The organism is Agrobacterium sp. MS2, assembly GCF_003261015.1.
Taxonomy (GTDB): Bacteria; Pseudomonadota; Alphaproteobacteria; order Rhizobiales; family Rhizobiaceae; genus Agrobacterium; species Agrobacterium pusense.
Genome location: NZ_QLNF01000007.1, coordinates 205,778 through 225,016, shown reverse-complemented (window position 1 = coordinate 225,016; position 19,239 = coordinate 205,778). Strand labels below are relative to the sequence as shown.

General features: G+C 59.4%; 19 protein-coding genes. 5 read left to right on the top strand and 14 right to left on the bottom strand.

Features of this window, described 5'->3' with window-relative positions; all coding sequences use genetic code 11:
- Positions 1-62: 62 nt before the first annotated feature.
- The 11 genes from ehuA to DOU54_RS02660 form a co-directional block, all read right to left on the bottom strand.
- Complete coding sequence (gene ehuA / locus DOU54_RS02710; RefSeq protein ID WP_006699965.1) at positions 63-842, bottom strand: ectoine/hydroxyectoine ABC transporter ATP-binding protein EhuA; 780 nt, start codon at positions 840-842, stop codon at positions 63-65.
- The gene (gene ehuD, locus DOU54_RS02705) at positions 839-1,531 is read right to left on the bottom strand and encodes an ectoine/hydroxyectoine ABC transporter permease subunit EhuD (protein WP_113730480.1); all 693 of its coding nucleotides are present in this window, start codon (positions 1,529-1,531) and stop codon (positions 839-841) included. Before ehuD ends, ehuA begins: the two co-directional genes overlap by 4 nt.
- A gap of 12 nt (positions 1,532-1,543) precedes the next feature.
- Positions 1,544-2,209: an ectoine/hydroxyectoine ABC transporter permease subunit EhuC gene (gene ehuC, locus DOU54_RS02700; protein ID WP_113344259.1), complete on the bottom strand. Its 666-nt coding sequence runs from the start codon at positions 2,207-2,209 to the stop codon at positions 1,544-1,546.
- 60 nt (positions 2,210-2,269) lie between these two features.
- The gene (gene ehuB / locus DOU54_RS02695; RefSeq protein ID WP_004437452.1) at positions 2,270-3,121 is read right to left on the bottom strand and encodes an ectoine/hydroxyectoine ABC transporter substrate-binding protein EhuB; all 852 of its coding nucleotides are present in this window, start codon (positions 3,119-3,121) and stop codon (positions 2,270-2,272) included.
- A gap of 60 nt (positions 3,122-3,181) precedes the next feature.
- Positions 3,182-4,195 (bottom strand): N(2)-acetyl-L-2,4-diaminobutanoate deacetylase DoeB, encoded by a 1,014-nt coding sequence (gene doeB / locus DOU54_RS02690; protein ID WP_044459527.1) that lies wholly within the window; start codon positions 4,193-4,195, stop codon positions 3,182-3,184.
- Positions 4,196-4,199: 4 nt separating this feature from the next.
- Positions 4,200-5,378, bottom strand: a complete 1,179-nt coding sequence (gene doeA, locus DOU54_RS02685) for an ectoine hydrolase DoeA (RefSeq protein WP_113380679.1) — start codon at positions 5,376-5,378, stop codon at positions 4,200-4,202.
- On the bottom strand, positions 5,375-6,388 hold the full coding sequence (eutC, locus tag DOU54_RS02680) for an ectoine utilization protein EutC (protein WP_113730478.1): 1,014 nt from the start codon (positions 6,386-6,388) through the stop codon (positions 5,375-5,377). Before eutC ends, doeA begins: the two co-directional genes overlap by 4 nt.
- Positions 6,385-7,404: a hydroxyectoine utilization dehydratase EutB gene (gene eutB / locus DOU54_RS02675; RefSeq protein ID WP_193603285.1), complete on the bottom strand. Its 1,020-nt coding sequence runs from the start codon at positions 7,402-7,404 to the stop codon at positions 6,385-6,387. The genes eutC and eutB overlap by 4 nt, the downstream gene beginning before the upstream one ends.
- Before the next feature lie 68 nt (positions 7,405-7,472).
- The gene (gene ehuR, locus DOU54_RS02670; protein WP_113730477.1) at positions 7,473-8,921 is read right to left on the bottom strand and encodes a MocR-like ectoine utilization transcription factor EhuR; all 1,449 of its coding nucleotides are present in this window, start codon (positions 8,919-8,921) and stop codon (positions 7,473-7,475) included.
- A 169-nt stretch (positions 8,922-9,090) separates the two neighbouring features.
- Positions 9,091-10,494 carry an aspartate aminotransferase family protein gene (locus DOU54_RS02665; RefSeq protein ID WP_113730475.1) on the bottom strand — a complete coding sequence of 468 codons (1,404 nt, stop codon included), beginning with the start codon at positions 10,492-10,494 and terminating at the stop codon, positions 9,091-9,093.
- A gap of 13 nt (positions 10,495-10,507) precedes the next feature.
- Positions 10,508-11,986, bottom strand: coding sequence for an NAD-dependent succinate-semialdehyde dehydrogenase (locus DOU54_RS02660; RefSeq protein ID WP_113730474.1), 1,479 nt, complete (start codon positions 11,984-11,986; stop codon positions 10,508-10,510).
- Positions 11,987-12,107: 121 nt separating this feature from the next.
- Here DOU54_RS02660 and DOU54_RS02655 point away from each other — a divergent pair, with 121 nt between their 5' ends.
- Positions 12,108-12,575: an Lrp/AsnC family transcriptional regulator gene (locus DOU54_RS02655; RefSeq protein WP_113730472.1), complete on the top strand. Its 468-nt coding sequence runs from the start codon at positions 12,108-12,110 to the stop codon at positions 12,573-12,575.
- A gap of 218 nt (positions 12,576-12,793) precedes the next feature.
- Here the strand turns inward: DOU54_RS02655 and DOU54_RS02650 are convergent, their stop codons facing one another.
- From DOU54_RS02650 to DOU54_RS02640, 3 genes are all read right to left on the bottom strand, one after another.
- Positions 12,794-13,237 (bottom strand): SRPBCC family protein, encoded by a 444-nt coding sequence (locus DOU54_RS02650; RefSeq protein WP_004437482.1) that lies wholly within the window; start codon positions 13,235-13,237, stop codon positions 12,794-12,796.
- Positions 13,238-13,260: 23 nt separating this feature from the next.
- Positions 13,261-13,884, bottom strand: a complete 624-nt coding sequence (locus tag DOU54_RS02645; RefSeq protein WP_113730470.1) for a TetR/AcrR family transcriptional regulator — start codon at positions 13,882-13,884, stop codon at positions 13,261-13,263.
- A 194-nt stretch (positions 13,885-14,078) separates the two neighbouring features.
- Positions 14,079-14,978 carry a LysR family transcriptional regulator gene (locus tag DOU54_RS02640; protein ID WP_004437488.1) on the bottom strand — a complete coding sequence of 300 codons (900 nt, stop codon included), beginning with the start codon at positions 14,976-14,978 and terminating at the stop codon, positions 14,079-14,081.
- A 119-nt stretch (positions 14,979-15,097) separates the two neighbouring features.
- On the opposite strand from DOU54_RS02640, the gene DOU54_RS02635 reads away from it, so the two are divergent.
- The 4 genes from DOU54_RS02635 (at position 15,098) to DOU54_RS02620 (ending at position 19,206) form a co-directional block, all read left to right on the top strand.
- Positions 15,098-16,030 (top strand): ring-cleaving dioxygenase, encoded by a 933-nt coding sequence (locus DOU54_RS02635; RefSeq protein ID WP_113730469.1) that lies wholly within the window; start codon positions 15,098-15,100, stop codon positions 16,028-16,030.
- Positions 16,031-16,170: 140 nt separating this feature from the next.
- On the top strand, positions 16,171-16,860 hold the full coding sequence (locus tag DOU54_RS02630) for a hydrolase (protein WP_113730467.1): 690 nt from the start codon (positions 16,171-16,173) through the stop codon (positions 16,858-16,860).
- Positions 16,861-16,933: 73 nt separating this feature from the next.
- Complete coding sequence (locus DOU54_RS02625; RefSeq protein WP_113730465.1) at positions 16,934-17,224, top strand: XapX domain-containing protein; 291 nt, start codon at positions 16,934-16,936, stop codon at positions 17,222-17,224.
- The gene (locus DOU54_RS02620; RefSeq protein WP_113730464.1) at positions 17,224-19,206 is read left to right on the top strand and encodes an amidohydrolase; all 1,983 of its coding nucleotides are present in this window, start codon (positions 17,224-17,226) and stop codon (positions 19,204-19,206) included. Before DOU54_RS02625 ends, DOU54_RS02620 begins: the two co-directional genes overlap by 1 nt.
- The last annotated feature ends 33 nt before the right edge of the window (positions 19,207-19,239 follow it).

Sequence of the window (19,239 nt, the reverse complement as noted above, 5' to 3'; positions counted from 1 at the left end):
TTGGTGGCACGGTGCGAGAACGCGGACGCTTTTCGTAGTCGGCTTTTTATGGGCAACCATGTTTACCGCAGAACCGAAGAGAGAAACTCGCGGGTCCGCTCTTCTTTCGGCTCTCCAAAAATTTCCTCCGGCTTTCCCTGTTCGCAGATGCGCCCCTTGTCGAAGAAGCAGACCCTGTCCGATACCTCACGGGCAAAGCGCATTTCGTGGGTGACAAGCAGCATCGTCAGATCGTGCTCATGCGCGAGATCGCGGATGACGGAGAGCACTTCGCCCACCAGCTGCGGGTCCAGCGCCGAGGTCGGCTCATCGAAAAGCAATACACGCGGGCGCATGGCGAGCGAGCGGGCGATGGCGACACGCTGCTGTTGTCCGCCGGAAAGCTGAACCGGATAATGATCTTTCTTGTCCGCAAGCCCCACCATTTTCAATAGTTCGATCGCACGCGCCTCAGCCTCTCCACGGGCGATCCCCAGAACACGCACCGGCGCCTCCACGATGTTGCGCAGCACGGTCATATGCGGAAAGAGATTGAAGCTCTGGAAAACCATGCCGACGTGGTTGCGGATCTGGCGCAGGTGTTTTTCCGAGGCCATGAAGGGGCCCTTGCCTCCCGGCTCATGATAGGACATGTCAGCCAGCGTCAGTTTTCCCTCCTGGAAGGGTTCGAGTGTCATGAGAATGCGCAGGACCGTCGACTTGCCGGAGCCGGAAGGGCCGATGAGGGTGACTTTTTCACCCTTTGCCACGCTGAAATTGAACTGGTCGAGCACCGTCAGAATGCCGAAGCGTTTCGTGACATCCGAAAATTCGATCAGTGGCTGATTGGTGGTGTTGGTCATCGCAAGGGTATTCCTGCTTTTGGGAGCGCCCTTTGCAGGCGGCTGAGGCCTGCCGAGCAGATTATGGTCAGAAGGAGGAAGATCAGGCCGACAAGCGTCAGCGGCACCAGATATTCGAAGGTGCGTTCGCCGATCATGTTGGCAAGCCCCATCATCTCAAGAACCGTGACGACCGATAGCACCGGCGTTTCCTTGATCATGGCAACGAGATAGTTGCCCATGGCTGGAACGATGCGCGGAATGGCCTGGGGAATGATGATATCGCGATAGGTTTGCATGCGCGTCAGGTTAAGCGCGGTCGCCGCTTCCCATTGGCCATGGTGTATCGCCTCTATGCCGCCGCGATAGACCTCGGAAGTATAGGCCGCATATTGCAGGCCGAGCGCCAGCGCGCCGGTCAGAAAAGCGGGCAAGACGATGCCGAAATCCGGAAGCACATAATAAAGAAAGAACAGCTGCACCAGAAGCGGCGTATCGCGCAGGAATTCGACCACCAGCGCAGTCGGCCAGGAAATCATCTTTACCTGGCTGCGGCGCAGCAGCGCAAAGACAAGTCCCAGAACCAGTGCGATGGCAAAACCGGCGGCGGCTGCCTTCAGCGTCACGGTCAGACCGATCAGGATGATGGGCAGGATGGAGGTCGAGTAGGTAAGCCAGGTGGTCGTGTCCCATTCGTAACCATACATCATGAGAAGATATCCTTACGAATGGCGCGTGCGCGGGAAGACGTTGCCACGGCGCACGAAGCGTTCGATCGCCCGGATGAGGACCATCAGGATCAGCGACATCGCGAAATAACAAAGCAGCGTGACCGAATAGATGCTGGCGCTGTCCAGCGTCAGGTTGCGGATCGACTGTGCCGCGAAGGTGAGATCGGCAATCGAGATCAACGAGACAAGCGAGGAAAGCTTCAGCGTCTCGATGGCCAGATTCCCGAAAGCCGGCATCATTTCGACGATCGCCTGTGGCAAGGAAATGCGAAAAAGCGTCTGCATGCGTGTGAAGTTCAGCGCGCGTGCGGCTTCCAGCTGTTGCACCGAGACGGAGGACAGCGCGCCGCGAACGATTTCCGCGCCGTAGCCGCCAGCATGGGCGGCAAGCACCAGCACCCCCGTCGTGATCGGATCGAAGCTCAACCCGACCAGCGGCAGCGCATAATAGAACCAGAATAGCTGCACCAGCAGCGAGGTGCCGCGAAACACTTCCGTATAACAGAGCGCGATTGCCGACAGGATCGGTCCGCCCTCGACGCGCAGAATGCCGAAGAAAAAAGCGAGTACCGTACCGACAACAAGCGCTGCGAGCGTAATTGTCATCGTGACGACGGCGCCTTGCCACAACATCGGCAGATAGGCAGTCATGTCCATCTGGAGATTTCCCGAATTCCCGAGGAACGGCGCCCGGTTATGCCCGGGCGCCGGCTGGCATTATTTGCCGGCGCAGAGATCGGCGACCTTCTTTTCGGCCGCTGCCGCGATACTCTGTTCGGAGAGACCGTATTTGGCGAGGATTTTCTTGTAGTCGTCCGTCTTGCGGAATTCGACGAGCGCGGCGTTGAAGGCGTCACGCAGCTCCTTGTCTTCCGGGCGGAAAGCGAAACCGCCGTAGTTGCGCACCGGCGCATCCTTCACGACCGGATCGGTGAAAGGCTTTACCTGCTCGACGTTCGCCTGACCCTTGGCGAGTTCCGAAACCGTCAACTCCGTGGCCGCATAGGCGTCGGCGCGGCTCTGCACGGTTGGGATGGCATCGGCATTGGCTGGGATGAAGACGATCTGTTCTTCCTTCACGCCAACGGCGCGCAGGAAGTCGACATTGTTCGCGCCCGACACGACGGCCACCTTCAACGAAGGGTCCTTGGCGATATCGGCGTAGGTGGTCAGCTTTTTCGGATTACCTTTCTTCACCAGCAGGCCTTCGCCATAGGATGAGTTCGGCTCGGTGAAGGCCACCTGTTTGCAGCGCTCGGGCGAGATATTCTGTTCTGCGGCCGCAAAATCGAAGCGACGGGCCTTGAGGCCGGGGATCAGCGTGCCAAAGGGCGTCACCGTCCAGTTGACCTCTTCGATGCCCATCGACTTCAGAACCGCATTGGCCACATCCGGGCCGATGCCAGCGGAGGTGCCATCCGGCTGCATGTAGGAATAGGGCACTTCATTAGCCGTGGCGGCGCGAATGTAGCCCTGGCTTTTGACTTCTTCGACGGTGAGCGCGCTGGCTGACGTCACGCCGATGGTAAGGGCGAGGGCGGAAAGGCCGGCGAATTTGGTGATCTTCATGTTCTAACTCCTCTGGTTGGGTTGCGTGGTCCGTTTTCGGATCTCACGGTGTTCTAGTGGCTAGGTATTCTCCGTGACCGTGGCGATGACGGAAAGGCAGTCTCCAGCCTTGATGAGGCCGGGTACGTGGCGCGCGGCAAGCAGCCCTGACATGGAGGCGCGGTAATCGACCGGTGCGAGGCCGGTTTTCCCGATGGGATAAACCCGTGCGATTGTCTCACCAACCGTGACCGCGTCTCCCAGATCGCGGACAAAGGCGACGAGACCGTCGTCTTCGGCAAAGGTGAAGCAGTCGCTGGAGGGCATATCCAGCCAACGGCTTGGCGCGGCAACGGGCGAACCGGCCAATATGCCTGCATGTCGCAGCAGATTGATGGTGCCCCTGCGGGCGATATCGATCGATTTCGCGCTCGCCGTGCCGGCGCCGCCGAGTTCGGTGGTGACAAAGACCTTGCCCATTTCCTCGACGGTCGTGTCCAGCATGCCGACGGCGTCGATTTCCAGCATCTTCATCGAATAGGGGGCAGCAAAAGCGGCCACGGCATCAAAGCAACGGCTTTCCTGAGTTTTGTCGGGCAATTCGTGCGCCGCTGCATAGGGCAGGAAATCAAGCGTCCTGCCGCCGGAATGAAAATCGAGAACGATATCCGCGAGCGGTATCAGATGACGGGTGACGTAGTCGGCAATCTTCTCCGTCACGGTACCATCAGGGCGACCGGGAAAGCTGCGGTTGAGGTTTCCCCGGTCGATGGGTGAGGTGCGTGTACCTGCGCGAAAGGCCGGGTAGTTGAGCGCTGGGACAATGATGATGCGGCCTTTCACTTCGGCCGGCTCGAGCGTCTGGGCGAGTTCGAAAAGCGCCGCCGGCCCCTCATACTCATCGCCGTGATTGGCGCCGGTCAAAAGGGCGGTCGGCCCCTCACCATTGGCGATAACGCAGATCGGGATCATCACCGAGCCCCAGGCACTGTCATCGCGGCTGTAGGGCAACCGCAGATGACCGTGTTGCACGCCCCTGGCGTCAAAATCGACGGAGGGCGTGATCGGGGAGGGGCGAAGCGCGGTCTTCAACATCGTCTCAGCCCTTCACGAAGAGTTGCCGCGGTACATTGGAAAGGCATTCAACACCGGTGTCGGTAATCGCGATGCTCTCGGTGATTTCGAGCCCCATGTCTTCCAGCCACAGGCCGGTCATGAAATGGAACGTCATGCCGGGTTTCAGCTCCGTGCGGTCGCCGGGGCGAAGGCTCATGGTGCGCTCGCCCCAATCAGGCGGATAAGAAAGTCCGATCGGATAGCCGGTGCGGTTGTCCTTGATGATCCCGTATTTTTTCAGCACGGCAAAAAAGGCATTGGCGATGTCTTCGCAGGTATTGCCGGGCTTGGCTGCGGAAAGACCGGCCTCCATGCCCTCGAGCGTTGCTTTCTCTGCGTCAAGGAATGCCTGTGTCGGTTTGCCGAGAAAGACCGTGCGTGACAGCGGGCAATGATAACGACGGTACGCGCCGGCGATTTCGAAGAAGGTACCTTCGTCTGAGCGCATCGGCTTGTCGTCCCATGTCAGGTGCGGGGCGGAAGCGTCGGCACCGGAAGGAAGGAGCGGCACGATGGCGGGGTAATCGCCGCCGAATTCTGCGGTGCCCCGAATGCCGGCATCGTATATCTCTGCCACGAGATCGCACTTGCGCATGCCCGGTTCAACGACGTCGACGATACGCTTGTGCATCAGTTCGACGATCTTGCCCGCCTTGCGCATATAGTCGAGTTCGGTCGGGCTTTTGACAGCGCGCTGCCAGTTCACGAGGCCGGCGGCATCCTTGAAACGTGCGTTTGGCAGATGTTTGTTCAGTGATGCGAAAGCTGCTGCCGAGAAGTAATAATTGTCCATTTCGACACCGACCGTCAGGCCTGACCAGCCCCGTTCCTCGATGATCTGCGACAACAGGTCCATCGGGTGCCGCTCGGTCGATTGAACATAGTGATCGGGATAGCCGATGATGTTGTCGTGGGCGAGGTATGCCGTGCGCTTGGCTCCATTCGCATCCTGTTTGCGACCGTACCAGATCGGCTCACCATCAGGCGGCACGAGCACACATTGGTGGACGTAGAAGGACCAGCCGTCATAACCCGTCAGCCAATGCATGTTGGACGGGTCGGTGACGACAAGCAGGTCGATACCGGCACTTTCCATGGCTTTACGGGTTTTAGCCAGGCGCGCGGCATATTCCTCGCGCGTAAAGTTCAGCGTTACACTCACGCTGCGTCTCCCATTTTTACGCTGTTTTCGATGATTTGGCCGCTGCCTGCGTCTTTGGCGCGGGCAAAGGCGAGATTGGCGATGGCTGTGTCCTGCACGCCGGTTCCGGTCAGATCGGCAAAGGTGATGTCTTCGTTCGAGAGGCGGCCCTGTGACTTGCCGGCAATCACCTCTCCAAGCTCGGCGAAGGACTGATCCCGCTCGACGTAACCCGCGGCAATCGCGTGATGCAATTCGCCGAGAATGCGGGTCTGCGTAAGCCTGTCCGCGACATAGCGCACTCTGGCGAATACGGCCGGATCGATCTCGTTCTTGTGTTCGGCATCCGATCCCATCGCGGTCAGATGCTGGCCTTGTTCCAGCCAGTCGGCGCGCAGGATTGGCTTTTCGGCCGGTGTCGTGGTGACGATGATGTCAGCGTTTCGCACCGCTGCCTGTGGATCAGCCACGGCGGAAACTTCGATGCCGTGCTCCCTGGCAAAATCGCTAGCGAGCTTTTCAGCCTTGTCATGGTTTCGTGCCCAGATCCTCGCAGTTTTAATCGACCGCACCAGCGTCAAAGCCTCGAGCTGCAGACGCGCCTGCATGCCCGCCCCGAAAATCGTTGCGACGGACGCGTCCTTTCGTGCCATGTGCCGCGCCGCAACTGCACCGGCCGCAGCGGTGCGCACATCGGTAAGATAACCGTTGTCGAGAAGCAGGGCCTCCACCACGCCGGTCCTCGCGCTGAAGAGGATCATCAGGCCATTGAGGCTCGGTAGCCCAAGCGTCGGATTGTCGAAGAAGCCGGGGCTGACCTTGATGGCAAAGCCGTCGAAACCCGGCACATAGGCAGTCTTAACATCCACTTCGCCGCGAAATTCGGGAACATCGAGCCGGAGGATCGGCGGCATGGCGACAGCTTTGGTGGCAAGGGCGCCCAACGCCTGCTCCACGCAGTTGACCGCGGAAAGGTCGAGCTTAACGATGGCGCGCAGGTCTTTTTCGGTGAGGATGGTGATGCGGCTCATGCGGCTCCCCTGTCGATGATGGTCTTGTGGAGCGCCGGATCGATGTTTTCGCCCGATACGATGATCGCGGTCGGGCCGCTGATGTTGACTTTGCCCGACAGGACGGCGGCGAAGCCAACGGCGCCCGCGCCTTCGACTGTCAGGCCTTCCTCGTGCGCCGCATGGCGGATGCCTGCTGCGATCTCGTCTTCGGAAACCAGCACGATGTCATCAAGCAATGCCTGGCAAAGTGCAAAGGTCACACGGTTCGCCAGTCCAATCCCGCCGCCGAGCGAATCCGCCAGCGTTTCTTCCTCCTGGACCGAGACGGGGCGACCGGCCTTAACCGACGCATGCATGGCCGCACCCCGCTCCATGGAAATACCGACGACCCGCGCCCTCGGCTTCAACGCTTTCACCGCAACGGCGATACCGCCCGCAAGGCCTCCGCCCGATAAGGGAACGAGAATTGTCGCCAGTTCAGGCATGTCCTCGACAACCTCGAGACCAATCGTGCCTTGGCCCGCCACGACGTCGCTATGATCGAACGGAGGTATAGCGGTCAGGCCACGGCTTCTGGTCAGGCGCTCCACTTCCTCCTGCGCGTCATCCTGTGATCTGCCGACGATCCGGATGTCGGCGCCAAGCGCGCGGATTGCCTCCACCTTGTTTGTCGGCACCAGCTCCGACATGCAGATCGTGGCAGGAATACCGAGTTTCTCTGCCGCATAGGCCACCGCCCGGCCATGATTGCCTGTCGAGGCGGTGACGAGGCCCCGTTTGCGCGCCTCATCGTCAAGCGAGAATATGGCATTCATCGCGCCGCGCAGTTTGAAGGCGCCAATAGGCTGAAGGGTTTCAAGCTTCAGATGAACGGGATGGCCACAGCGTTCGGACAGATTGTCCGAGCGGACCAGCGGGGTTCGCTCCACCTGTCCGGCAAGCCGCCCGGCCGCCTGCTCTATCGCGGCCAGCGAGACCGGAAGCGGGCTTTTTTCGGCGGATATGGACAGGTTTTCGCTCTTCATGATTGTCATGTTGTGAGCGAAGTAAAATCATGTCAATTATTATATTGTAATGATTCAATGATTTTCGATCGACAGCCTCAGCCGATCGAGCCGATATCGTAGACGGGCGGCAGTTGTTCGAAGGTCTGCCGCACCGTGGTCAGAGCTTTGATAAGGGTTGCATGATTGAGGCGGCCGCCGAGGCATATGCGGATGCCGCCGCCGTGGCCGGGACCGGCTATGAATGGTTCTGATGGGGTCACGGCGACATTTTGGGTCGTCAGCGCGCGCACCAGGCCGTCCTCCGTCCAGCGCGTCGGGACCTTCAGCCAAGCGCAGAGGGAAAGGGGATGGGTCGAGGCGATATGCTGGCCTAAGATATCTAGGGCAATTTTCTGCCGCGCCCGCGCTTCGGCGCGCTGCACATCCAGTAGCCGTAAGGCAGTGCCGTTTTCGACCCAGCGCGTCGCAATTTCGGCCGTGAGATAGGTTCCGCTCCAGCTCGACACCCGCAGGATGGACGCGGCGCGGATGGAGTAGGCCGGCGGCACGACAAGATAGCCGACGCGCAGCCCCGTCAGGACCGCTTTGGTGAAGCTGGTGACGAAAAAGCCGAGATCAGGCAGCATTACAGTGATGGATGGCAGATCCTCCTCGATGATCGGCCGATAGACTTCGTCTTCAATGACAAAGATGCCATAGCGTTCAGCGATCGCGGCGATCGCCTGCCGTCGCGCCGGGCCCGATACATGTCCGGTGGGATTGTTGAGGGTCGGAATGAGTACCAGCGCTCGCACACCACCGGCTGCGCACGCGGCCTCCAGGGCATCGGGCAATATGCCCTCGCCATCCGTGGGCAGGCCCTTGAGACTGAAACCGAGGATGTTCGACAGGCCGATAATGCCGTGGTCCGTGAGGTTCTCGCAGAGAACCACGTCGTTCGATCGAATGATGCAGCTCAGGGCAAGGAAAATGCCGTGGGCTGCGCCGTTAGTGACGAGGATACGCTCCGCACCGGCGGTCACGCCCATCATGGTGAGCCAGGTTCGGGCGGTTTCCCGATGGCTGTCAAGGCCGGCCACCGGCCTGCAGGGGCGCATGAAATCCGAATTGTCACCATCGGCCAATTCACGAAGGATGGCGCGTGAGGCGTTTTCATGCTCGTCGAGATAGACGCCGCGGATAATGGAGAGATCGAGGACCTCAGTCGGGCTGTGGTCGAGCATCATGCGGCCCGCCCGGTCCGTCACCCGTGTCTTCACGAAGGTGCCTCGGCCGATTTCGCCGCTGAGATAGCCGAGCCGCTCGGCCTCCTTGTAGGAGAGGCTAACGGTCTGGACGGAAAGGCCGAGTTCACGGGCGAGGTCGCGATGGGTCGGCATGCGGTCCATCGGCTTCAGAACGCCGGCGTCGATATCGGCGATGATGCGTTCGGTCAGTGCCGAATGTTTCGTTTCGCCCTTCTGCTTCGCGAGAACTGGCCGCCATGCCACCGGTTTCGTTGCGGGAACCGGATCGAGGCTGAGCGGATTGGCTTGACGGCGCATGAAATTGTCTCGTTTTAGACGAAGATGATTTCATGACATTATGCACGGTTCGGTGAAAAGATGAAGCCTTATGCAGCGTAGATGACAATTGCATCCAAAACAGGCGCAATCGTCATCTCCCTGCTGTCCAGACGAGCAGTTCCCGGTCCGGTAAAAGCCTGGCTGGTGATCAGATTTTTTCGCCAGCCTGGACCAGATCATCCATGACGCTGCGGACGGCGGCTTCGGCGATGGCGATGATCTCGTCCACCTCCGCCTTCGTCGTCACGAGCGGCGGTGCAAAGCCCAGAATATCGCCATGCGGCATGGCCCGCGCAATAAGGCCGCCATTGCGTGCTGCCTTCGAAACGCGTGCACCAACCGCAAGACCCGGTGCAAAACGTGTCTTCTTTTCCCGGTCCGCCACGAATTCGATGGCGCCCATCAGGCCCACGCCACGCACCTCGCCGACGATTGGAAGCTGTGCGAACCTTGCCTTCAACTGCTCCTGAAAATAGTTGCCGACGGCCCGTGCATTGCCCGGCAGGTCTTCCTTTTCCACGATATCAAGCACGGCGTTTGCCGCAGCCGCACCGATGGGATGTCCGGAATAGGTGTAGCCGTGCGAGAAGGCGCCGACGCGATCAGCGCCGTCCTCCATCACCTTGTAGACTTTCTCTCCTACGATCGCGCCGGAGAGCGGGAAATAGGCCGAAGTCAGACCCTTGGCGACGGTGATGAGGTCCGGTTCGATACCGTAATGCTGGCAACCGAACATGGAGCCCGTGCGACCAAAGCCGGTGATGACCTCATCGGCGATCAGCAGGACATCGTATTTTCTCAGAACCTCCTGTATCGCCGGCCAGTAGCCTTCCGGCGGCGGCGTAATGCCCCCCGTGCCGAGCACCGGTTCGGCAATAAAGGCACCGATTGTGTCGGGGCCTTCGCGCAGAATGAGCTCTTCCAGTTCGTCGGCGCGCCGTTTTGAGAATTCCAGTTCGGTTTCACCGGCTTCAGCGCCCCAATAATGGTGTGGGACGCCGGTGTGCAGCACGCCAGCGCGCGGCAGGTCCATGTGGTCATGATAAAAGCTCATGCCGGTCATGGAACCGGAAACGACGCTGCAGCCGTGATATCCCCGCTCGCGGGAAATGATCTTCTTCTTCTCCGGCTTGCCGCGCAGATTGTTGTAATACCAGACGAGCTTGGCCTGGGTCTCGTTGGCGTCCGAGCCGGACATGCCGTAGAACACCTTGCTCATCTTGCCGGGAGCCATCTTCACCAGCCGGTCGGACAGGATCGCCAGTTCGTCCGTCGTGTGGGCGGCGTAGGAATGATAATAGGCGAGCCGATAGGCCTGACGGGAAATGGCTTCCGCCACCTCGGTGCGACCGTAACCGACATTGACGCAATAAAGACCGGCAAAGCCATCGATCAACTGCTTGCCGTGGGCGTCCTGAATGCGGATGCCCTTGCCGGTTTCAACGATGGTCGGTTCCCCGAGCTTGCCGCTGGCGAAGTCCTTCAGCTGCGTGAAGGGGTGCAGAACCGCATTTCGATCCATTTCCGCGATATTTTTGATGTCGATGGTCATAGGCGGGTTCCTTTCAGGCAGCCAGATTGCCGAAGCAGACATATTTGGGTTCAAGATATTCCATCAGGCCGTGGCGCGAGCCTTCGCGACCGAGGCCGGATTGTTTCCAGCCGCCGAAGGGAATTGGCGCACCGGTGAATTTCGGCGTATTGACGGCAACCATGCCGTATTCCAGCTGGTCGGTCAGGCGCATCGCCCGGCCCAGATCGTTGGTGTAGACATAGGCCGCAAGTCCCATCTCGGTTGCATTGGCGCGGCGGACGACCTCATTCTCGTCATCGAAGGGAAGGATGGCGGCCACAGGCCCGAAGGTTTCCTCACGTGCGATCAGCATGTCGTCAGTCACATCAGCCAGCACGGTTGGCGTTACGAAATTGCCGCCGAGCGGACTGTCCTGCCCGCCGCAGACGAGGCGCGCGCCAGCGGAGAGCGCCTGTGCGATCTGCTGACGGCACTTTTCGGCGACCGATGGCCGTGTCATTGGCCCAATGTCGATGCCCGGTTCAAGGCCGTGGCCAACGGTCAGTCTGGATGTTGCGTCGGCAAACCGATCGATGAAGCGGTCATACAGCGCTCGCTGAACATAGATGCGATTTGCCGCCAGGCAGTCCTGGCCAGATGTAGCGAATTTGGCGCTGATGCACCCCGCCACCGCTTGAGAAAGATCAGAATCCCCAAATACGATGAAGGGTGCATGACCACCCAGCTCCAGCGACGCTTTCTTGACGGTTGCCGCCGACTGGGTAAGGAGCAGCCGCCCGACCTCCGTCGAGCCAGTGAAGGAGAACGCCCGCACATCGGTATGCTCCAGAAGACGACGCGCCAGAGGCGCGGCTTCACCGGGCAGTACCTGCAATACGCCGGCCGGCATGCCTGCCTCCTCCGCAAGTTTTGCCAGAGCCAGCGCCGAGAGCGGAGTTTCGGGTGCCGGCTTGACGATCATGGTGCAACCGGCGGCAAGGGCCGCTCCTGCCTTGCGGGCTATCATGGCTGACGGGAAGTTCCATGGCGTGATCGCTGCCGTTACGCCGATCGGCTGCATCCGTACGGAGAGATTGCCACCTTTCAGGTGGCTCGGTATTGTCTCGCCATAGGATCGCTCGCCTTCGCTTGCGAACCAGTCGAGAAAATTGGCCGCGTAGGAAATTTCCCCCTGCGATTCTTCCAGCGGCTTGCCCTGCTCGGCGCTGATGATAGTGGCGAGATCGCGCGCATTGTCGCGCATCAGTCTGCCCCAGCTCCGCAGGATGTCGCCGCGTTCTACCGGCAGCGTCTCGCGCCAGTGAAGGAAGGCTGCGCTGGCGGCCTCTATGGCGGAATCGACATCATCGAGAGAGCAGGCGGTCACATCCACGAGATGGCCGCCGCCTGCTGGGTCGATAACGCTCAGCCTCTCGCTGCGCTCCACCCATACCCCGCCCAAAAAGGCGCGATGCTCGATCAGATCGGGCCGGCGAAGGTTCTTCAACGCGGCGCTGGCAATACCTTTCATGAATATGCTCCATTTTCATTTGCGTGGAGCTTAGCGTCGCTGCATGATCGATCTCCGGCATTTATTTCCTGCTTGACGCAGAAATAATGCTAATTTTTACCCAAGTACGCAGGAATTCTGCATGACCAATATTGATCGAGCCGACAGGGCGCTGCTTGACGCCGTGCAAAAGAACAACCGTCTGACGTCGGAGGAGCTTGCGCGGATCGTCAATCTCTCGCCGACGGCCTGCCAGAGGCGGCTCAAGCGATTACGGGAGGAGGGAGTGATCGAGGCGGATGTGGCGATCATCTCGCCCAAAGCCGTGGGACGGGGCATCACCATGATCGTCCTCGTGTCGCTGGAACGGGAGCGTGCGGACATCGTCGATCGCTTCAAGGCGGCGATCCGTGCGACGCGCGAAGTCATGATCGGCTATTATGTCACCGGTGATGCCGATTTCATTCTGGTAATCACGGCAAGGGACATGGAGGACTACGAGGCCTTCACCCGCCGCTTCTTTTATGAAAACCACGACATTAAAGGGTTCAAGACAATGGTCGTCATGGACCGCGTGAAGGCCGGATTCGCCTTTCCTATCGAAGACTGACCGGCCAGAGGCCTGCCAACATGTCTGTGTCGGGACTTCCGCCTTTTGTACGGTCGTTCTAGTTCTGGACGGCTGCAAGACCCTGCCCAAGCAGCGGGGGAAAGGAAGGAGGCCCGGATATCCGTGCGATGACAGATCCGGAGCCTCCGGGAGCTGGGAGTTCATGTAAGCCCTGCGCAGGCAGATCATGCGCTCGCAATTTGGAGCATTGTCGCGCGCTATTGCGTGATTTCGGGCTCCACGAGCTTGGCAAGCTTGCGCAGTGACTCCTGCCAGCCGAGATAACACGCATCAGCCGGAATGATATCCGGCACGCCCTCCTGTTCGATATTCACTTCGGTGCCGGATGCGACTGCCTTCATGCTCACCGTGACTTTCATTTCGCCAGGCAGGTTGGGATCGTCGAAGCGGTCCGTGTAGACAAGGCGCTCTCCGGGCACGAGTTCAACATAGGTCCCGCCAAAGGAATGACTGTCGCCCGTCGTGAAATTTCGGAAAGACATCCGGTGATTGCCGCCGACCTTCGCATTCAGTTCATGAACGGTACAGGTGAACCCGAATGGCGGGAGCCAGCTTGAAATCGCATCCGGTTCGATGAAAGCGCGATAGAGCTTTTCGGGTTTCGTTGCGAAGACGCGATGTAGACGAATGACGCTTGGCATGGTTTCCTCCTGTTGATGCGTTGTCATTCAACGTGGTTGATCATTGTCGGGCTGAACAGCAGCCGGATATAGCGGTGAAGATGGTCGAGGCTTTCGACGGCTTGCTGCGGATTCCCGCTCGCTTTTGCCAGAATGAAGGCGCCCTGGATGACGGCTTGAATGTGCAGGGCAAGACTTTCCGCCGTAAATGTCTCTGTTATCTTGTATTGATCCAGGGCTGCTTCGATATCGCTGACAAGTGTTTCGGCGTGGCCTGAAATGCTATTCCAGCACGCTTGCCGGATCGCCTCGCTGGTCTCGTAAACCTCCTGCGCCATGGTGCCGACAAAGCAGGTAAAATCCGGCAATTCGCCCTGTATCAACTGCTTGCGGAAGGCGACATAGTTCAGCAGTCGCTCCAGTGGATCAGCGGCATCATGATAGGACGCGGTTTCGAACACGGCACCGGTTACCTCCGACCAGTGCTGGGCAGCCGCGACCGCCATTTCCTCCTTGCTGGAGAAATGGTGAAAGAATGCACCTTTGGACAGTTCGGCCTTGGCGCAGACATCGTCAACTGTCGTCGCGGCGTAACCTTTCGTCCGGATGACGGTAAATGCCGCCTCCAGCAGGCCCGGCCTGGTCAATGGGTTCTGTTTCCTTGCCACATCAAATCTCCCTTGCTTGATTAAATACAGACTAGTCGGTATTTAATCAAGCGGAATTTTACTGGTGTGTTGTCCCGGTGACTTCGCGGTCCAATATTGTTGGGCAGGATGGCGCATAACAGAAGGCGCGTTCACGGATCCCGCGAGGGAGCGCGCCGCTCCCGCGCCGTCATTAATGCGCAGACCGGGCAGTTCTACTCCAGCGCCACCATGTAGGCTGGTAACTGTTCTTCGAAAAATTTCGAGAAAGTTGCGATGCGGGGCGGCAGGGCCTGATAGGGCGGATAATAGAGCGTCAGCCAGAGTTCCGGCGGCGACCAGCCGGGCAGGACATGGACGAGGCGGCCGCTGTGGATATGCTGTGCGATGTTGAAGCCCGGCAGCAAGGCGACCCCTGCGCCATCCGCAGCCATATCGGCCAGAACCTCGCCGCTATTGGCGCTGAAGGCACGACCTGCCGTTATCGTGATACTTGACCCGCCATCTGACAGAACCCAATTCTCCCGACGGCTCTCGCCGCTGTAGGCAAGGCAATCGTCAGGCGTCAGTTCAGCGGGGTGTTTCATCTGCGCGAACCGGCTGCCCGGAGCCGCCACCAATATGCGCGGTACAGCCCTGATCTTGCGCCATATGGTGAATTTGTCCGATGGGGCGGACGAGATACGGATCGCCAGATCGTAGTCATCATCCACGATATTGACCAGGCCATCCGATAACGAAATCTCGAAGCACATTTTCGGATAGAGTTCCCGGAAGCCCGACAGGATCGGCGGCAGCACCGTTTTGCCGAGCCATGTCGGCGCGCTGATCCTCAGGCGTCCCTCGTCGGCCTTGTGGGCGTTGCGAACATCGCGCCGGGCGTTCTCCAAAGCCTCGACCGCCGGCTGAATCTGTGCGGCGAAGACGGCCCCGTCCGTCGTGAGCGATACCTGACGGGTGGTCCGGACGAATAATTGCACGCCGAGATCATCTTCAAGTGCTGCAATCGCACGGGTGACGGCCGCTGCCGTCATGCCGAGTTCACGGGCCACCTGCGCGAAGTTGCGCTTTTCGGCCGCCATCAGGAAGGTTTTGAGAGCTTTGTGATCGTTCATCTCTATTATTTCAAAAATCGCAATTCATTCGAGAAAAATATTGCAATTCCGCGATGCAATCAAGCGGGTTACATCTTTCTCCATCGAAACGGGCATACCAACAGCGAAAGGCGCCGACGATGATCAAGGATATCAAGGGCCTGCACCACGTTACCTCGATGGCGTCGGATGCACGGCAGAACAACAGCTTCTTCACCGATACGCTCGGCCTGCGCCGGGTCAAGAAAACCGTTAACTTCGACGAGCCAAGCGTCTATCACCTTTATTACGGTGACGAAAAGGGAACCCCGGGCACCGTCATGACGTATTTTCCCTTCGCCAACATGATGGCCGGCCGTCCGGGCGTCGGCGAAGTGGGCGAGACGCAGTTTTCCGTTCCCAAGGGTTCGCTCGGCTTCTGGAAAGATCGTCTCATTACGAAAGGTGCCGCCGGCCTTCAGGCCGATACGGTCTTCGGTGCACAGCGCCTGCGTTTTACCGGTCCGGATGGCGATGGACTCGCGCTGATCGAAACGGATAACGATGCCCGCGCTCCATGGCTTGCCGAGGGCATCTCCGAAGACAACGCCATACGCGGCTTTACCGGTGCGCGCTTCAATCTGAATGATACGGCCGCGACCGAGGAACTGCTTCGCTTCATGGGATATGAGCGCGCCGATGTAGAAGGCGATGTAACCCGCTTCGTCATTCCCGGCGGCAACGGCGCCGATACGATTGATCTCGCCACACTGCCAAAGACGCCCTTTGCCCGTCCGGGAGCCGGTTCGGTTCATCACATCGCTTTCGCGGTTGAAAACCGTCAAAAGCAGCTGGACGTGCGCAAGGCGCTGACGGACACCGGCTATCAGGTCACCCCTGTCATCGACCGCGATTACTTTTGGGCGATCTATTTCCGCACGCCGGGCGGCATCCTGTTCGAAATCGCCACCAACGAACCCGGTTTCGATCGCGACGAGGATACCGCGCATCTGGGCGAAGCGCTCAAGCTGCCAAGCCGTTATGAGCCTTTCCGCAATCAGATCGAGGCGAACCTCGCTCCCCTTGCGGCATAAAGCGGGTCGTTGATCCGCATCCACTGAAGAAATCATATCCACGCTTTCAAGGCGGCTGCCCCTGCCGGGCAGCTGACCGGCGAAGCCTTGTCAATTTCACCGCCGTCGATCGGCAATCACCACCTGAACGGAGAACCACCATGTCGAAGCTTGAAGTCCTTACTCCCGCCAACAGCCAGATCATCTTCATCGACCAGCAGCCGCAGATGGCTTTCGGTGTGCAGTCGATCGATCGCCAGACCTTGAAGAACAATGTCGTCGGCCTCGCCAAGGCGGCAAAGATCTTAAACATTCCGACGACCATCACCACGGTTGAAACGGAAAGCTTCTCCGGCAACACTTTCCCGGAACTGCTGGCAGTATTCCCGGAAAACGACATTCTCGAGCGTACCTCGATGAATTCCTGGGATGACCAGAATGTCCGCGATGCCCTGGCGAAGAATGCTGCCAACGATCGCAAGAAGATCGTTGTTTCCGGCCTCTGGACGGAAGTGTGCAACACCACCTTCGCTCTTTCGGCGTTGCATGATGTCGCCGATTACGAAATCTACATGGTGGCGGATGCATCTGGCGGCACCTCTGTCGATGCGCATAAATATGCCATGGACCGCATGGTGCAGGCGGGCGTCATCCCCGTCACCTGGCAGCAGGTGCTGCTGGAATGGCAGCGCGACTGGGCCCGCAAGGAAACCTATGACGCCGTCACCTCGCTGGTGAAGGAACATTCAGGCGCTTACGGCATGGGCATCGATTATGCGGTCACGCATGTTCATGGCGGCGCAGAGCGCGTCAAGCACGGCAAGCGCATCGGCCCCAACCCCGCGAAATAAGCTTTCAACCCTGACGCGCCGGCGGGATCAATATCCCGGCCGGCGCGGCTTCATCCATCCAAAGGAGGTTTCCATGAAAGTCTATCTTCTGTCGCTTGGCGCCGGCCTGCTCGTCGGCATCGTTTACAGCCTGCTCAATGTGCGTTCGCCCGCGCCGCCCGTCATTGCGTTGGTCGGTCTGCTGGGCATCCTGGTCGGAGAACAGATCATCCCTTTCGCAAGAACGATCATCGACAGGGAACCGGCCGCCGTTTCGTGGTTCAACCAGATCAAGCCGCACATGTTCGGTCATATGCCCAGGGGTGGTGTCGAAACGGTAGATATCGCCAAGGGCACCGCACCCACCGAGAGGGAGAGAAGCTGATGCCGACACGACGCACTTTCCTCGGCGCGGCATCCAGTCTCGCCTTTCCGAATCTGTTTTCACCGGCTAAGGCCGCTGATCCCATCAAGAGCGGAGCTTCGTCCATGCATCCAGATACCATCCTTCACAATGGCCGCGTCACGACACTTGATCGTGGCAATCCGAATGCAACGGCAGTCGCCATCAAGGATGGTCTGTTTCTCGAGGTGGGAAGCGATACCGAGGTCATGGCCCTTGCCGGGCCGGAAACGAAGATCATCGACCTGAGGGGCAAGCGGGTTCTGCCGGGCCTGATCGACAACCACACCCACGTCGTGCGTGGGGGCCTGAACTTCAATATGGAACTGCGCTGGGACGGCGTGCGCTCGCTTGCCGATGCCATGGACATGCTGAAACGCCAGGTCGCGATAACGCCAGCCCCGCAATGGGTGCGCGTCGTCGGCGGTTTCACCGAGCACCAATTCGTCGAAAAGCGCCTGCCGACCATCGAGGAGATCAATGCGGTCGCGCCTGATACGCCGGTCTTCCTTCTGCATCTTTACGACAGGGCGCTGCTGAACGGCGCGGCGCTGCGTGCCGTCGGTTATACCAAGGACACGCCGAACCCGCCCGGTGGCGAAATCACCCGTGATGCCAACGGCAATCCCACCGGCCTGCTGCTCGCCAAGCCAAATGCCGGCATTCTCTATTCGACGCTTGCCAAGGGGCCGAAACTGCCGCTCGACTATCAGGTCAATTCCACCCGCCATTTCATGCGCGAACTGAACCGGCTGGGTGTGACCGGCGTCATCGATGCCGGCGGCGGCTTCCAGAATTATCCGGATGATTACGAGGTGATCCAGAAGCTGTCGGATGAGAACCAGATGACCGTTCGGCTGGCCTACAACCTCTTCACGCAGAAGCCGAAACAGGAAAAGGAAGACTTCCTCAACTGGACGCAATCGGTCAAATACAAGCAGGGCAACGATTATTTCCGGCACAATGGTGCGGGTGAAATGCTGGTCTTTTCCGCGGCGGATTTCGAGGATTTCCGTCAGCCGCGGCCCGATATGCCGCCGGAGATGGAAGGCGAACTTGAAGATGTTGTCCGGATTCTGGCGGAAAACCGCTGGCCCTGGCGTCTGCATGCCACCTATGACGAGACCATTTCGCGGGCGCTGGATGTCTTCGAAAAGGTCAATCGTGATATCCCGCTCGAAGGGCTTAACTGGTTCTTCGACCATGCTGAAACCATTTCTGACCGCTCCATCGACCGTATCGCCGCGCTTGGCGGTGGCATCGCCACCCAGCACCGCATGGCCTATCAAGGCGAATATTTCGTTGAACGTTATGGTCAGGGCGTGGCCGAAGCCACACCACCGATCCGGCGCATGCTCGATAAGGGTGTGAACGTTTCGGCTGGAACGGACGCAACGCGCGTCGCCTCCTATAATCCGTGGGTTTCGCTCTTCTGGATGGTGACCGGCAAGACCGTTGGCGGCATGCAGCTTTACCCGCGCGCCAATTGCCTCGACCGCGAAACGGCGCTGCGCATGTGGACGGAAAAAGTCACCTGGTTCTCGAATGAAGAAGGCAAGAAGGGCCGCATCGAGAAAGGCCAGTTCGCCGATCTCGTGGTGCCGGACAAGGACTTCTTCTCCTGTGCGGAGGATGAAATCTCCTTCCTTACCTCGGAACTGACGATGGTGGGTGGCAAGGTCGTCTATGGCGCCGGTGACTTCAAAGCACTGGACGAGAGCAATATTCCGCCGGCCATGCCAGACTGGTCGCCAGTGCGCAAGTTCGGCGGCTACGCCGCCTGGGATGAACCGGATGGCGCCGGCGCCCGCTCGCTGCGCCGCACGGCCATCTCCACCTGCGGCTGCGCCAGCGATTGCGGTGTGCATGGTCACGACCATGCCGGTGCCTGGACATCGAAGCTGCCGATTGCCGATCTCAAAGGCTTCTTCGGTGCCCTGGGCTGCTCCTGCTGGGCGGTATAAGCCTCATAGGCAAAAGAAGCCCACCCACGGGCG